This window comes from Cellulomonas sp. P5_C5 (assembly GCF_054049655.1).
In genome coordinates this window covers 11238-26406 of record NZ_JBFULY010000034.1, presented here as the reverse complement: position 1 = coordinate 26406, position 15169 = coordinate 11238, and the positions used below count along the sequence as shown (strand labels likewise).

Here is a 15169-nt window from a genome sequence, read left to right as displayed (position 1 = left end):
GCCCTACGGACGCCGTCCGCCCCGCAGCACGCCGTACAACCGACGCGGTGCGGCCAGTGCGCGCCAGGTCACCGTGGAGTGCACCGCACCCAGCTCCCGCTCGGCCTCACCGGCCCGGGACTGCACCGCGGCGAGCTCCTCGTCGACCCGCTCGGACCGGGCCGCGAGGTCGCGCGACCGGATCTGCGTCTCGTGCAGCTCGGTCTCCAGCGCGTCGATCCGCGTGCGCATGACCTGCAGGTCTCCGTCGGCATCGGCCACCACGGCCCGGACCACGAACTGGTAGGTCAGACCGTCGGGCTGGTCGCGCACCCAGTCGATGACGCCCGGCGGCAGCGCGTGCGCGTCGATGTCGACCTCGACACCGAGCGGGTCCGCGGTGGTGCGCTTGACGTCGGTCGCCACCAGGCCGGCACCCTCGATGAGGGCGAGCAGGCCGTGCCGGTCGAAGAATGTGACGTGCGTCCTGTCGAGCAGGCCGAGGTCGGTGTAGCGCCAGCGCCCCTGGAGCAGCGCGAGGCGCAGGCTCCCGTGGGAGACGTTCGGCGTCGAGATGACGACCGACCCGCCGGGCGCGAGCAGTCCCGTGACGTGCCGGAGCAGCCGGTCGGGGTCGGTGAGGTGCTCCAGGATGTCGCCGAGCACGACGACGTCGAACGACTTCGGCCCGAAGTGCGCGACGAGGTCCACCTGCGTGAGGTCCGCGACGACGACCTCGTCGAGGAGCTTCGCGGCACGGGAGGCGGACTCGGGGTCGATCTCCACCCCGCTCACGCGGCACCCGCGCGCGAGGAGGGCCTCACCCAGGTAGCCGGTGGCGCACCCGACATCGAGCACACGCTTGTCGGGCCCGACCATGCGGACCATGAGGCTGTGGGAGTTGTTGTCCGACGAGGCGTCGAACTCAGCGTCGTACGTTGGCATGTCGCCTTCCAGAGGTGGACGCGTCCGCGCGACCGGCTCGCACGGGGCGGGACCCCCGTACCCGCGCGAACAGGATGAGGTCTGCGCGGCCCGGAGCACAAGCGGTCACTTGGCGCGTCGTCGGCGTGCAGAGCATCCGTGAGAGTATCGCGCGGTGCGAATCACGCTCGACGCGACCCCTCTGCTCGGTCGACGGACGGGCATCGGACGGTACGTCGAGCAGCTGCTCGACGCGCTCGCCGCCCGCAGCGAGCGGGACGGCCTCGAGCTGCAGGCCTCGACCTGGACGTGGCGCGGCGCCGAGCTGTCCGACCTCCCGTCGCAGGTCCGCCCGGTCGGGCGCCGCGTGCCCGCCCGCCTGCTGCGGGAGCTGTGGTCGCGCGGGGACGTCCCTGTCATCGAGACGCTGGTCGGCGCGACCGACGTGTTCCACGGCACGAACTTCGTCTCGCCGCCGACCCGGCGAGCCCACGAGGTCGTCACGGTGCACGACCTCACCTATGTGGAGCACCCCGACACGGTGGACGCCGCCACCCTGGCGTACGAGCGCCTTGTCGCCCGTTCGGTCGCACGTGGCGCGACGGTGCTCACGCCGTCGCACACCGTCGCCGCGGCCGTCCGCGCGCACTACGACCTGCCGCAGGACGCCGTCGCGGTGACCCCGCTGGGCGTCGACGACGCCTGGTTCGACGCGACCCCTCCGACCACGTCGTGGTTGCAGGAACGCACCCTGCCCTCGAGCTACGTCGTGTTCGTCGGGTCGCTCGACCCGCGCAAGAACCTCACGCGGCTCCTGCGCGCGCACGAGCAGGCACGCATCGCCGACCCGTCGCTCCCGGACCTCGTGCTCGCCGGCCCGGCGGGACGCGCGACCCCGGAGGGCGTCGGACCCGCCGTCCACGTCACCGGGTGGCTCACCGACGAGGACCTGCGCACGCTCGTCGGCGGCGCGTCCGGGCTCGTGCTGCCGTCGCTGGACGAGGGTTTCGGTCTGCCGGCGATCGAGGCTGCCGCGGCCGGCGTGCCGGTGCTCGCCTCCGACCTGCCCGTCCTGCACGAGGTCGCCGCGCCCGGCACGGTGTTCGCCCCGCCGACGGACGTCGACGCCCTGTCCGGCGCGCTGCTGCACCTCGCAGGCGCCGAGCGGACGCCCGACGCGGACGACGCCCGCCGGTCGTGGGCCCGCCGGTTCACCTGGGCCGCGTGCGCCGACGCCACGCTGACCGCCTACGCCACGGCCCGGTCGTGACCGGGACCGTGGACGTCACGGTCGTCACGGTCACCTACGACGCCGCCGACCTGGTCCGCGCGTGCCTCGACGGGCTGCGCGCGCAGGAGCTCGGCGACGTGACGATGGACGTGGTCGTCGTCGACAACGGCTCGGCCGACGGGACCGCGGACCTCGTGGCGTCGGAGTACCCGGAGGTCCGGCTGATCGCCAGCCCGGTGAACGCCGGGTTCACCGGGGGGAACAACCTGGCCCTGGCGGGTCTGCGGTCGCGCTACGCGGTGCTGCTCAACAACGACGCCGTCCCGGCGCCCACCTTCGTGGCCACCCTGGTGCAGGCCATGGACCGGGCGGCTCCCGAGGTCGCGGCGATGGCGGCGACCGTCCTGCTCGCCGCGCGCTTCCGCCCCGCCGGGCCCGACGACGCGCTCGACGGCACCCACGTCGTGCACGGACCCGACGGGTCCTGGGTCGAGGACGCCGACGGGCCCGTCCGGCTGGTCAACTCCACGGGCAACGAGGTGCGCACGGACGGGTTCGGCGTCGACCGCGGCTGGCTCGCGGACGCCTCGGGCCACCACCCCGCCCGGGACGTCTTCGGGTTCAGCGGAGCCGCGGCGATCCTGCGGACGAGCGCGCTGCGTGCCGTCGGCCTCTTCGACGAGCGCCTCTTCATGTACTACGAGGACACCGACCTGTCGTGGCGGCTCCGCCTGGCCGGGTACCGGGTCGAGCACTGCGCCCCCGCCGTCGTCTCGCACATCCACGCGGCGTCCTCGTCCGAGGGCAGCGACTTCTTCCGGTTCCACGACCTGCGCAACAGGCTCGCCGTCGTGACCAAGAACGCGTCGGCCGGGCTCGCGCTGCGCTGTGTCCTGCGCTTCGGCCTCACCACCGCGTCGGTGGGCCTGCGCCGACGACAGCCGTGGCCCCAGGTCCGCACCCGCCTGCGCGCGTCGCGGTCCTACCTCGGCCTGCTCCCGCACCTGCTCGCGGAGCGCCGCCGGATCGGCCGCAGCTCCACGGTCGCTCGCGGCACGGTCGACGCCCTGCTGGTCCCGCCGACGGCCGGGACGGGGTCGTACCGCACCTGACCGACCGCGCCCGGGACCCGTCACGTTAGGCTCTCGGGTTGATCCCGCCTTCAGGAGGTTGTCTCGCATGCACGTGCTCGTCACCGGCGGAGCCGGCTTCATCGGCTCCAACTTCGTCCACCAGACCGTCCGCGAGCGTCCCGACGTGCGCGTCACGGTGCTTGACGCCCTGACCTACGCGGGCGACGAGCGGAGCCTGGACCCGGTCGACGGGAAGGTCGTCTTCGCCAAGGGCGACGTCGCGGACCCCGACATCGTCGACAGCCTGGTCAAGGACGTCGACCTGGTCGTGCACTTCGCGGCGGAGTCGCACAACGACAACTCGCTGCACGACCCGTGGCCGTTCCTGCGGACCAACATCATCGGCACGTACCAGCTGCTCGAGGCCGTGCGGCGCCACGACGTGCGCTTCCACCACATCTCGACCGACGAGGTCTACGGCGACCTCGAGCTGGACGACCCCGCGAAGTTCACGCCGGAGACCCCGTACAACCCGTCGAGCCCGTACTCGTCGACGAAGGCGGCCTCGGACCTGCTCGTGCGCGCCTGGGCCCGCAGCTTCGGCGTCAACGCGACGATCTCCAACTGCTCCAACAACTACGGCCCGTTCCAGCACGTCGAGAAGTTCATCCCGCGGCAGATCACCAACGTCATCGACGGGGTCCGTCCCAAGCTCTACGGGTCGGGCGAGAACGTGCGCGACTGGATCCACGTCGAGGACCACAACAGCGCGGTCTGGGCGATCATCGAGCGCGGCCGCATCGGCGAGACCTACCTCATCGGCGCGGACGGCGAGGAGAACAACAAGACGGTCGTCGAGGACATCCTCGAGATCATGGGCMAGTCGGCCGACGCCTACGACCTCGTGAGCGACCGCCCGGGCCACGACMTGCGGTACGCGATCGACTCCACCAAGCTGCGCGAAGAGCTCGGCTGGGTCCCCCAGTACGCGAACTTCCGCGCGGGCCTCGAGGCGACCGTCGCGTGGTACCAGGCGAACGAGGCGTGGTGGCGGCCGCAGAAGGACGCGACCGAGGCGAAGTACGCCCAGCTGGGTCGCTGACGTCGGGGGGCGCGCGCTGATCTGCACAGGTCCTCCACGACGCCACTGCGCGCGCTCCCCCGGACAACCGTCCTGCTCTCCTACGATCGTCGGGTGACTTCCCGCCACGCTGCTGTCCAGCGCCCTCGTGCCGCCCGGCACTCCCGACGCCTGCGGACCCACGGCGTCCTGCGCGGGGTCTCCCTCGTGGTGGCCGCCGTCGTCGTGTTCGGTGCCAGCGGCGTCGCCGCGGTCGCGGCCAAGCTGAACGGCAACATGGACAAGGTCGACGTGTCGGCTCTGGTCAACCCGATGCCCTCGGCCAGCAAGGAACCGGACCCGGACGACCCGAACGCCGGGCAGGCCGTGAACCTCCTGATCCTCGGCTCGGACCAGCGCGACGGGGTGAACGCCGAGATCGGCGGCGAGGTCGCCGGCATGCGTTCCGACACGTCGATGGTCCTGCACATCTCCGCCGACCGGTCGCGTGTCGAGCTCGTCTCCATCCCGCGTGACTCCCTGGTGGACATCCCGTCGTGCACGATGACCAACGGGAAGACCACGCGCGCGACCCACGGGATGTTCAACTCGGCCTTCGCGACGGGCTGGGACAACGGCGGCGACATGACGTCGGCGGCCGCCTGCACGATCAACACGGTGCAGCAGAACACCGGCGTCACCATCGACCACTTCGTCGTCGTCGACTTCGCCGGGTTCCAGCAGATGGTGAACTCCATCGGCGGGGTGCCCATGTGCATCCCCACCGACATGAAGTCGGACATGGCCGGCCTCTCGCTCTCGGCAGGCTTCCAGACGCTCGACGGCCCGACGGCGCTCGCGTACGCCCGGGCGCGCAAGGGCGTCGGAGACGGCTCGGACACCAACCGCATCGGCAACCAGCAGAAGCTCATCGCCGCGATGGTGCGCGAGGTCCTCTCCCGGGATGTCATGACCAACCCGCAGAAGCTGATCTCGTTCCTCAGCGCGGCGACCGGCTCGCTGACGACGGACACGGGGATGTCGATCGGCAACATGACCGGCCTCGCCTACAACCTCCGCAACATCAACAGTGGCAACATCACGTTCATGACGATCCCGTTCGCCGCCGCGAAGTCCGACCCGAACAGGGTCGAGTGGACGTCGGAGGCCGACGCCGTGTGGGCGAACATGGCTGCCGACCTCCCGGCGCTCGGCGAGGAGCCCGCCGCGCCGGAGACGACCACTCCCCCGGCGACCACCACCACGACCCCCCCGGTCGAGCCGGTCGCACCCGTCGAGCCCGTCGCACCCACACCGGTGGAGACGAAGAAGGCGGGCCAGGAGGCGTTCAGCGTCGACGACACGACGGACGTCTGCTGAGGCATGGCTCCCGACGACAGGACCTCACGCACCCCTCCGCCGAGCTTCGCACCCGGCACGCCCGCGCGGCCCGTGCGCCCGGACGACGCCGAGCCGATCGTCGTCGGGCGTCCGTCGAGGCCTACCGCACCCCGCAACCCTCGTCCGGCCCCCGCACCCGCCCCGGCGCGTGCGCCGCGGCCGGCGCCATCGGCCCCTGACGCGCGACCGGCGTCCAGCCGTCCTCCGACCATCGCCCCGGCCGGGAACGGGACGCGGCCCGCGGGCGCGGCACCCGTCGAGGTCCCCGGTCGCACCGGGAGGCAGGCGACCCCGGTCGCGGCTCCCGCGCCCCGGACGACGTCCTCGCGGCCCGCGACGGGTCGGCCCGCGCCAGGTCGGCCGGTGCAGCAGCCGGTCCGCCCGCCGGCCGGGCCGACCAAGCCCCGGCCTCAGACCACGAACCCCGGCGCCGCCGACCCGACGGCGCGCCGCAGCCGCAAGCCCCTCGTCGGTGTCGTCGCCGCCCTCGTGCTCGTCGCTCTGCTCGCCTGGCCGATCGGACTCGCGGTGTGGGCGAACGGCAAGGTCCAGCACACCCCGGCGCTGAGCGGTGCCGCGAACACGCCCGGCACCACCTACCTGCTGACCGGCTCGGACTCGCGTGCCGACGGAGGCATCGAGCAGGACGGGACCGAGGGGTCCCGGACCGACACGATCCTGCTGCTGCACGTGCCCGACAGCGGACCCACCGCCCTCATCTCGCTCCCGCGGGACACCTACGTGGAGATCCCCGGCAACGGTGCGGCAAAGCTCAACGCGGCCTTCTCGTGGGGTCAGGCCCCGCTGCTCGTGCAGACGGTGGAGGGCCTGACGGGCCTGACCGTCGACCACTACGCCGAGATCGGCATGGCCGGGGTCGAGCAGATCGTCGACGCGGTCGGCGGGGTGAACCTCTGCCACGACACCGACGTCAACGACGTCGACTCCGGCATGGTCTGGGTGGCGGGCTGCCACGACGTGGACGGTACGCAGGCGCTCGCGTTCGCCCGGATGCGCAAGGCAGACCTGACCGGCGACGTGGGCCGGGCGGAGCGGCAGCGCCAGCTCATCGGTGCCGTGATGGCCAAGGTGAAGCCGAGCCAGCTCGCCTTCCGGCCGGGTCAGCAGGTCGCCCTGGTCGACGCCGGCACGGGCGCCCTGACCGTCAGCGACGAGTCCGGCATCCTCGACATGGCGAAGCTCGCGCTCGCGTTCCGTGCGGCCAACGGCCCCGACGGCATCACGGGCACGCCCCCGATCTCGTCGATCGACTACCGCCCCGGCGGCAACGTCGGCTCCACCGTGCTGCTGGACCCGGACGCCGCACCGGCGTTCTGGGCGGCGATCCGCGACGGCTCCCTGCCCCCGGGACCGGTCGGCGGGATGCCCGGCGCCTGACGACGGTCAGACGCTGAAGCCCACGCTCGGCCGGCTCGTCGTCTGCGCGCGCAGCCGCTCGCCCTTGCCGTCGGCCTGACCCTGCAGGTCCTCCTGGAACGCGGCCATCGCAGCCCGCAGCCGCACGGCCTGCTCACCCTCGCCCGAGGCGAGGATGCGCACCGCCAGCAGCCCGGCGTTGCGCGCTCCGCCGATGGAGACCGTGGCGACGGGGACCCCGGCGGGCATCTGCACGATCGAGAGCAGCGAGTCCATGCCGTCCAGGTACGCCAGCGGCACCGGGACACCGACCACCGGGAGCGTGGTGACGGCGGCGAGCATGCCGGGCAGGTGCGCGGCTCCGCCGGCTCCGGCGATCACCACGCGCAACCCGCGGTCCGCGGCGCTGCGGCCGTACGCGATCATCTTCTCGGGCTGACGGTGCGCCGAGACCACGTCGATCTCGACGGGGACGTCGAACTCGGCGAGCGCCTCGGCGGCGGCCTTCATGACCGGCCAGTCCGAGTCCGAGCCCATGACGATCCCCACCAGGGCCTGCGCTGCCATCACTGTCTCCGTTCCTGACGCCGTCCGGGTGACGCCGCGCGCCCCATCATGTCCCAGCCGGTCCGCGGTACGGCGCGCTGTTCGCGTCAGGCGGACGCGTCACCCTGCAGCAGGGCCGCGGCGGCGACGGCTCGGCCGCGGACGTCGTCGAGGTCGTCGCCGCTGACGTTCACGTGCCCGAGCTTGCGGCCCGCCCGGACCTCCTTGCCGTACAGGTGCACCTTCGCAGCCGGGTCGAGCCGGGCGACGCCCGCCAGCGCGTCCGTCGGGCTCGGCAGCGTGCTGCCGAGCACGTTCGCCATCACCGTCCAGCGGGAGCGGGCGCTCGTGTCACCGAGCGGCAGGTCGAGCACGGCGCGCAGGTGCTGCTCGAACTGGCTGGTGACCGCGCCGTCGATGGTCCAGTGGCCCGAGTTGTGCGGGCGCATCGCGAGCTCGTTGACGAGCACCCGCGGTGCACCGCCCGCCGGGTCCGCGACCTCGAACAGCTCGACGGCGAGCACGCCGGTCACACCGAGGCCGATGGCGATCCGGGTGGCGACGTCGACGGCCTCCGCCCGCGTCGCGGGGTCCAGGTCCGGGGCGGGGGCGACCACCTGAGCGCACACCCCGTCGCGCTGGACCGACTCGACCACGGGCCACGTGCGCGTCTCGCCGCTCGGCCGCCGGGCGACCAGGACCGCCAGCTCACGGGTGAACGGCACCTTCTCCTCGGCCAGGAGGGGCGCCCCGGTGCCGTCCTCGACGGCGGTGAACCAGTCCGCGACGTCGTCGGCCCCGCGCACGACGCGGACGCCCTTGCCGTCGTACCCGCCCCGGGACGTCTTCACCACGGCGACCCCGCCGTGGTCGGCGAGGAAGGTGTCGAGCTCCGCGGCCGACGGCAGATCCGCCCAGGACGGCACCGGGATCCCCAGCGCGGTCAGCCGCGTCCGCATGACGATCTTGTCCTGCGCGTGGACCAGCGCGGCAGCATCCGGACGGACCGCGACACCCGCGCTCTCCAGGCGGTCGAGCAGCGCGTTCGGCACGTGCTCGTGCTCGAACGTGAGCGCGTCCGCGCCGTCGACCAGGCCGGTGATCGCCTCCTCGTCGGAGGCCGACCCGACGGGTGCGTCCACGACGACCTGGGCGGCCGAGGACGTCGAGCTCTCGACGAGCACCCGCAGGTGCACCCCCAGAGCCGTCGCCGCCGGCACCATCATGCGAGCGAGCTGCCCACCACCGACCACTGCCACCACGGGTGCCGTCACGGGCGACGACACTAGCCGAGCCCCGCTCGACGCCGAAACGCTTCGCACCGGTCCCCGTCCGTTCGCTCCCAGATCGCGGGGCTATCCTTCCCAGACCGCAATGTCCGAGATCCGAGGAGCTCCGTGAGCGCCAGCGACGAGCTGACCGACAACCGGGCCGTCAGTGCGCCCCCGCTCGCCCCGGCCGTCCGCGCCGCCGCGCTGCGCGCCCGCGCCTACGAGCTCGCCCGGTTCCTCTCGGTCGGCGGGATCGCGTTCGTCGTCGACCTCGGCCTGTTCAACCTGCTGCGGTTCGGCCCCGGCGAGGTGCTCGGGCACAAGCCGCTGACCGCGAAGATCATCTCCGTCGTCGCCGCGACGCTCGTCGCGTGGCTGGGCAACCGGCACTGGACGTTCTCGCAGCAGCGCACGGACAGGCGGGCGCGCGAGCTCACCGTCTTCGCAGGCATCAACGTCGTCTGCGCGCTGATCCCGGTGGCGACCCTCGCGTTCTCCCACTACGCGCTCGACCAGACGACCCCGCTCGCGGACAACGTGGCCACGGTGATCGGGATCGGGATCGGCACCGTCCTGCGCTACCTCGGCTACAAGCGGTGGGTCTTCACCGGCCTGCGCGTGCCCCCGACGGCCTGACGGCCGCACGTCGTCGGGCAGGTCGTCAGGGCACGTCCGCCTGGACGACCGTCGCGTCGCCGGACCCGGTGAGCGCCCCGTCGGAGGCGGGGACGAACACGGACTGCCCGCGCGTCAGGGCCAGCGTGCTCCCGTCCTGGGTGCCGAGCTGCACCTCGCCCTCCAGGCACACGACGATGCGCGGGCCACGGCCGGGCAGCCGGGTCGCGCCGTCGTCCGTCAGCCGGGTGACCGAGAGCTCGAAGTCGTCCACAGGCGCGTAGAAGATCCGGGTCGACGTGAACACGCGCTCGGGGGCGATCCGGATCGGCGGTGCCGCCACGCAGTCGACGTTGTCCAGCAGCTCGACGATGTCGACGTGCTTGCTGGTCAGGCCGGCCCGCAGCACGTTGTCCGAGTTCGCCATGATCTCGACGCCGACGCCCTGCAGGTAGGCGTGCACCGTCCCGGCGGGGACGAACAGCGCCTCCCCCCGCTGCAGGGTCACCGGGTTGAGCAGGACGGACGTCACGGCGCCCGGGTCGCCCGGGTACGCAGCGGCGAGCCGCATGACCGTGCGGTCGGTGCGCGGGGACGGCGACCCGTCGGCGAGCCGGCGAGCACAGGCCTCGGCGAACTTGGCGACGTCCGCCGCGGTCGGCCGGGTCTCCGGCTGCAGGAGCCACTCGAACGCGGTGCGCACGCCCTCCGACGACGGGTCCGCAGCGAGCAGCGCGTGCAGGTCCGCGGCGAGCGGGGTGTCGAGGTCGGCCAGCAGCTCCGCCGCCCGCCGGGGGGCGCGGAACCCCACCATGGCGTCCAGCCTGCTCAGTGCGTACACCAGCTCCGGCTTGTGGTTGTCGTCCCGGTAGCTGCGCTCGGGTGCGGACACGGGGATGCCCGCAGCGTCCTCGGCCGCGAAGCCGGCCCGCGCGCGCTCGAGGGTCGGGTGGACCTGCAGGGACAGCGGCGCGTTCGCCGCGATGATCTTGAGCAGGTAGGGCAGGCGCGCACCGAACCTCGACGTGACGTCGGCGCCGAGGTGGCGGTCGGGCTCCGCTGCGATGAGCTCGTCCAGCCCGTGCGGACCGTCGGCCGTCTGCGCGACCGCCGGCGCACTGGTGTGGGCGCCGAACCAGGCCTCCGCCACCGGCCGGCCGTCCGGCACCAGGGCGAGCACGTCGGGGATCGCCGTCGTCGAACCCCAGGCGTAGTGCTGGATGGCTGGCGTGATCCGGTACACGGCGATGATCTCCTGCGGATGCTCGTGGTCGTCGTAGCGACCTAGGTTACGTGGCCGCCCCTCCGTCCCACGCCCTGCCGCGGGGTGATTCCGGACATATCGGTCAGCGCCGGCGGCGGTCCATCCGTGCCGAGACGACCGCACCCAGCGGGAGCACCACGTCGGGCCGCATCGAGGCCGGCACGCCCGAGAGGAAGAGGGCGAACACCGCGGGCCGCCGCTGCGCGAGCTCGAGCCGCCCGCCGTCGGCGGACGCGAGGTCACGGGCCAGGGCGAGCCCCAGACCCGTGCCCTTCCCCGACGTCACCTCGCGCTCGAAGATCCGGGGGGCCAGGTCGTCGGGCACCCCGGCGCCCTCGTCGGCCACCTCGACCACGACCGCCCCCGAGGGGCCGCTCGGCCGGGAGCGGACGGTGGTGGTGCCGGCACCGTGCCGCAAGGAGTTCTCGATCAGGGTCGCGATCACCTGGGCGAGCGCCCCCGGAGTGGCGAGCACCTGGGTGGTGCGGTCGACCTCGACGACGAGCCGGCGGCCCGTCGCGTGGAACGTCGGCTGCCACTCCTCCTCCTGCTGGTGCACGACCTCCAGCAGCCGCACCGCCTCGGTGGTGCCGCCCTGGAGCCGGCGGGAGCTGGCCAGCAGGTCGTCGACGACGCGCACCAGCCGCTCGACCTGCTCCAGCGAGATGCGGGCCTCCTCGCTGACGTCCGGGTCGTCCGTGGCGACCATGATCTCCTCGAGCCGCATCGACAGCGCCGTGAGCGGGGTGCGCAGCTGGTGGGACGCGTCGGAGGCGAACTGCCGCTCGGCCGCCAGCCGGGCGGCCATCCGGTCCGCGCTCCGGGCGAGCTCGGCGGCGACGAGGTCGATCTCCTCGACCCCGGACGGTTCGAGGCGAGGTCTGACCTGCCCGGCGCCGAGCTGCTCCGCGGATGCCGCCAGGTACACGAGCGGGGCCGTCAGGCGGTTGGCCTGCCAGATCGCCATCGCGATACCGGCCGCGAAGGCGACGACGGCGGCCACCACGACGAGCGCGATGACGCGGGCGCTGAGCCAGAAGACGTCCCACCACGACACGTACAGCAGGACCTCGGCGCCGGTGTCGGAGTCGGTCGTCACCGAGAGGCTGCGGCCCTGGATCCGCTCGCCCGCCTGGTAGATCTCACCGTCGGGAGTCCGGACGATCACCGAGGCCGGGACCTCCCCGACGTCGCCTGTGTAGTTCTCGAGCATCCGGTCCGTCAGGCCGATGTCCTGCTCGACGCGGAAGTCGACCGCCCGCGCGGCGGACTCGGCGCGCGCGGAGAGCGCCTGCATCTCGTTCTCGCGGACCAGCTGCGCACCGAGGAAGGCAAGAGGGAACCCGAGCAGGACGACCGCGACGGTGACCGCGGCGATCGTGGCCTGCAGGACGCGACGACGCAAGGCTCAGCCCCGCTCGGCGCTCGCGCCGCCCGTCTCGAACCGGAAGCCCATGCCGCGCACCGTGGTGACGTAGCGCGGGGCGTTGGCGTCGTCGCCGAGCTTGCGGCGCAGCCAGGACACGTGCATGTCGAGCGTCTTGGTGGACCCCGTCGGGTCCGAGCCCCAGACCTCGCGCATCAGCGTCTCCCGCGCGACCACCGTGCCGGCCGCGCCCACCAGGACGCGCAGGAGGTCGAACTCCTTGGCCGTCAGGTGCAGCTCCCGCTCGCCCTGGAACGCGCGGTGGGCGGCGACGTCGACGCGGACGTTCTGCGCGTGCAGCTCGTCCTCGTCGCCCGGGTCGCCCACGCTGCGGCGCAGCAGCGCCCGGACGCGCGCCAGCAGCTCGGCCAGACGGAACGGCTTGGTCACGTAGTCGTCAGCACCGGCGTCGAGCCCGACCACGAGATCCACCTCGTCTGCGCGCGCGGTGAGCACGAGCAGCGGGGTGGTCAGGCCGAGGTTGCGGATCGCTCGGGCGACGTCGAGGCCGTCCATGTCCGGCAGGCCCAGGTCGAGGACGACCAGGTCAGCCGCCGCGGCGCCGTCGATCGCACCTTGACCAGTACCTTGCACGCGCACGTCGTAACCTTCACGCCCGAGGGCGCGGGCCAAAGGCTCGGCAATCGCGGGATCGTCCTCGGCCAGCAGCACCTGGGTCATTCGCCCATGCTAGGTCATGGGACGGTCTTGACCGCCAGTGGGGCGCGCCCACATGTTCACGTGAACCGTGTGCGCCCACGGACGGACCCCCGCGGGCCTCCCGTCGTCCTGCGGGGGCACGCCGCGCAGGGCCCGCGCGCCTACCCTCGTGGGGTGACGAGATGGGATCGCCTGCTGCGCTGGGAGGAGGCGCACCGGTTCGCGGTCGACGCGACCGGGACCGGGTTCCTGCTGCTGCTCATGGTCACGACGTCGACGGACATCACGACCGCGACGGCCGACGCGAGCCGCTCGCTCGCCACCCCGCTGATCTCCTTCGCGGTCGTGGCCCCGCTGGCCTGGCGCCGGGTGCGCCCGACCGCCTCGGCGGTCGCCGTCTACTCGTTCGCCCTCCTCCAGCTGGCGTTCTTCGCGCCGCTCGTCGTCCCCGCGGACTTCGCCGTCCTGCTCTCGCTGTACTCCGTGACGGTGCACGGTCCCCGGTGGGCGCACCGCGTCGCGATCGTCAGCACGCTCGTCGGCTCGGTCCTGCTCGGCGTCGCGATGAACGGGTGGTTCAACGCCCCCGGGGCCGCGTCGACGGCGGTCTTCACCGGGTTCGCCGCGCTGACCGTCTGGGCGTTCGGGCTGGTGCGCCGCTCACGCCGCGAGACCATCGAGGCCCTCGTCGACCGGGCGGAGCGGCTCGAGGTCGAGCGCGACCAGCAGTCGCAGATCGCGACCGCGGCCGAGCGCGCGCGGATCGCCCGGGAGCTCCACGACATCGTCGCCCACTCGCTCACCGTGATGATCGCGCAGGCCGACGGGGGCCGGTACGCGGCCGACGCCGACCCCGGCGCGGCGACCCGGGCGCTCGGCACCATCGCCGAGACCGGGCGAGCGGCCCTCACCGACATGCGACGCCTCCTCGGCGTGCTGCGCGGCGGCTCCGAGCCACCCACGTCGACCGGGGCCGTCCCTGTGCTCCCCGGCCCGGGCGGCCTGAGCCACGGCACGGGCCAGGGCTTCGCCCCCCAGCCTGCCGAGTCCGACGTCGGCGCGCTGGTCGAGCAGGTCAGGGCCAGCGGCCTGCGCGCCTCGCTCGTGCGCATGGGCGAACCGCGGAACCTGCCGCCGGGGACAGGGCTCACGGTCTACCGGATCGCCCAGGAGTCGCTGACCAACGTGCTCAAGCACGCCGGGCCGAACCCCAAGGTCACCGTGCTGGTCCAGTGGCTCCCCGACGCCATCGTGCTCGAGGTCAGCGACGACGGCCGCGGCGCGTCCGCGGACACCGACGGTCTCGGGCAGGGTCTGCTCGGCATGCGCGAGCGCACCGCGATGTTCGGGGGGACCGTCAGCGCCGGCCCCCGTCCCGGGGGCGGCTTCCGCGTCCGCGCTCAACTGCCCACGCCGACAGACGCACCCGCCGGCTTCTCCGCCAGCACACCCATCAGCACGGCCGCCGACGCAGCCGTCGACGAGAGGACGACCCCCGTGCCGAGCACCCAGGACGAGGCCACCCGATGAGCGACGGCACCATCCGCGTCGCCCTCGTCGACGACCAGCAGCTGGTCCGCGCCGGGTTCCGCATGGTCATCGACTCGCAGGCCGACCTCGAGGTGGTGCTCGAGGCGGGCGACGGTGCGCAGGCCGTGCGTGCCCTCGATCCCGCGTCGCGGACYGTCACCGGTCCGGTCGACGTCGTGCTCATGGACGTCCGCATGCCCACGATGGACGGGCTGACCGCGACCGCGCAGATCACCGCGCGCGCCACGGAGGACGCTCCGGCGCCGCGGGTGATCGTCCTGACCACGTTCGACCTCGACGAGTACGTGCTCTCCGCCATCCGGGCGGGTGCGAGCGGCTTCCTGCTCAAGGACGCGCCGCCGGAGGAGATGCTGGCCGCCATCCGCACGGTGCACCACGGCGACGCCGTCATCGCGCCGTCGAGCACCCGGCGGCTCCTGGAGCACCTCGTCACCGCCCTCCCTCCCGACGAGCCGGGCAGCCCCACCGACCCCGCACGCCTCGCCGTCGCCGAGCTCACCGAGCGGGAGCGCGAGGTGCTCGTCCTGATGGCGCGCGGCCGGTCGAACACCGAGATCGGTGCCGACCTGTTCGTCGCCGAGGCGACCGTGAAGACCCACGTCGGACGCATCCTGGCCAAGCTGCGCGTCCGCGACCGGGTGCAGGCCGTCGTGGTGGCGTACGAGACCGGTCTGGTGCGGCCGGGCTCCTAGTCGGACCACGGGATGACGGACGACCAGCCCGGGGCCTGATGCGACCGGTACCGGCCGCTCCGTAGCGTCGAGGACGTCATCACCGCCCTCGAAGGAGCC

14 protein-coding genes are annotated in these 15169 nt (G+C 73.2%); 8 read left to right on the top strand and 6 right to left on the bottom strand.

All coding sequences use genetic code 11. The features are described from left to right. Positions 1 to 3 precede the first annotated feature (3 nt). On the bottom strand, positions 4 to 924 hold the full coding sequence (locus ACXJKF_RS19505; protein WP_456789384.1) for a class I SAM-dependent methyltransferase: 921 nt from the start codon (positions 922 to 924) through the stop codon (positions 4 to 6). Positions 925 to 1078: 154 nt separating this feature from the next. On the opposite strand from ACXJKF_RS19505, the gene ACXJKF_RS19500 reads away from it, so the two are divergent. The 5 genes from ACXJKF_RS19500 (at position 1079) to ACXJKF_RS19480 (ending at position 7066) form a co-directional block, all read left to right on the top strand. Then, on the top strand, positions 1079 to 2173 hold the full coding sequence (locus tag ACXJKF_RS19500; RefSeq protein ID WP_456789383.1) for a glycosyltransferase family 4 protein: 1095 nt from the start codon (positions 1079 to 1081) through the stop codon (positions 2171 to 2173). Further along, a complete protein-coding gene (locus ACXJKF_RS19495) occupies positions 2170 to 3246 on the top strand; it encodes a glycosyltransferase family 2 protein (RefSeq protein ID WP_456789382.1) in 1077 nt (358 codons plus the stop codon). Before ACXJKF_RS19500 ends, ACXJKF_RS19495 begins: the two co-directional genes overlap by 4 nt. A gap of 67 nt (positions 3247 to 3313) precedes the next feature. After that, positions 3314 to 4309 carry a dTDP-glucose 4,6-dehydratase gene (gene rfbB / locus ACXJKF_RS19490; RefSeq protein WP_456789381.1) on the top strand — a complete coding sequence of 332 codons (996 nt, stop codon included), beginning with the start codon at positions 3314 to 3316 and terminating at the stop codon, positions 4307 to 4309. 93 nt (positions 4310 to 4402) lie between these two features. Then, entirely contained in the window at positions 4403 to 5647 is a 1245-nt protein-coding gene (locus ACXJKF_RS19485; RefSeq protein WP_456789380.1) for an LCP family protein, read from the top strand. A gap of 384 nt (positions 5648 to 6031) precedes the next feature. Then, on the top strand, positions 6032 to 7066 hold the full coding sequence (locus ACXJKF_RS19480; RefSeq protein WP_456789379.1) for an LCP family protein: 1035 nt from the start codon (positions 6032 to 6034) through the stop codon (positions 7064 to 7066). Between the two features lie 6 nt (positions 7067 to 7072). Here ACXJKF_RS19480 and purE read toward each other — a convergent pair whose 3' ends face one another. Next, on the bottom strand, positions 7073 to 7612 hold the full coding sequence (purE, locus tag ACXJKF_RS19475) for a 5-(carboxyamino)imidazole ribonucleotide mutase (RefSeq protein ID WP_456789378.1): 540 nt from the start codon (positions 7610 to 7612) through the stop codon (positions 7073 to 7075). Between the two features lie 86 nt (positions 7613 to 7698). After that, positions 7699 to 8865 (bottom strand): 5-(carboxyamino)imidazole ribonucleotide synthase, encoded by a 1167-nt coding sequence (locus tag ACXJKF_RS19470; protein ID WP_456789377.1) that lies wholly within the window; start codon positions 8863 to 8865, stop codon positions 7699 to 7701. A 123-nt stretch (positions 8866 to 8988) separates the two neighbouring features. Here ACXJKF_RS19470 and ACXJKF_RS19465 point away from each other — a divergent pair, with 123 nt between their 5' ends. Next, positions 8989 to 9498, top strand: coding sequence for a GtrA family protein (locus ACXJKF_RS19465; RefSeq protein WP_456789376.1), 510 nt, complete (start codon positions 8989 to 8991; stop codon positions 9496 to 9498). Between the two features lie 25 nt (positions 9499 to 9523). On the opposite strand, the gene manA is transcribed toward ACXJKF_RS19465, so the two are convergent. The 3 genes from manA to ACXJKF_RS19450 form a co-directional block, all read right to left on the bottom strand. Then, entirely contained in the window at positions 9524 to 10720 is a 1197-nt protein-coding gene (gene manA / locus ACXJKF_RS19460; RefSeq protein WP_456789375.1) for a mannose-6-phosphate isomerase, class I, read from the bottom strand. 103 nt (positions 10721 to 10823) lie between these two features. Further along, positions 10824 to 12146, bottom strand: a complete 1323-nt coding sequence (locus ACXJKF_RS19455; protein ID WP_456789374.1) for an ATP-binding protein — start codon at positions 12144 to 12146, stop codon at positions 10824 to 10826. 3 nt (positions 12147 to 12149) lie between these two features. Further along, the gene (locus ACXJKF_RS19450; protein ID WP_056585365.1) at positions 12150 to 12848 is read right to left on the bottom strand and encodes a response regulator transcription factor; all 699 of its coding nucleotides are present in this window, start codon (positions 12846 to 12848) and stop codon (positions 12150 to 12152) included. Positions 12849 to 13001: 153 nt separating this feature from the next. Between ACXJKF_RS19450 and ACXJKF_RS19445 the strand changes: the two genes are divergently transcribed. Next, positions 13002 to 14357 carry a sensor histidine kinase gene (locus tag ACXJKF_RS19445; protein WP_456789373.1) on the top strand — a complete coding sequence of 452 codons (1356 nt, stop codon included), beginning with the start codon at positions 13002 to 13004 and terminating at the stop codon, positions 14355 to 14357. Then, the gene (locus tag ACXJKF_RS19440; RefSeq protein WP_456789372.1) at positions 14354 to 15070 is read left to right on the top strand and encodes a response regulator; all 717 of its coding nucleotides are present in this window, start codon (positions 14354 to 14356) and stop codon (positions 15068 to 15070) included. The genes ACXJKF_RS19445 and ACXJKF_RS19440 overlap by 4 nt, the downstream gene beginning before the upstream one ends. Positions 15071 to 15169: the final 99 nt, after the last annotated feature.

What these genes read in the sequence shown, in the direction of transcription:
- ACXJKF_RS19505 (WP_456789384.1), bottom strand. Translation starts at nt 924, where the DNA reads ATGCCAACGTACGACGCTGAGTTCGACGCCTCGTCGGACAACAACTCC.
- purE (WP_456789378.1), bottom strand. Translation starts at nt 7,612, where the DNA reads ATGGCAGCGCAGGCCCTGGTGGGGATCGTCATGGGCTCGGACTCGGAC.
- ACXJKF_RS19450 (WP_056585365.1), bottom strand. Translation starts at nt 12,848, where the DNA reads ATGACCCAGGTGCTGCTGGCCGAGGACGATCCCGCGATTGCCGAGCCT.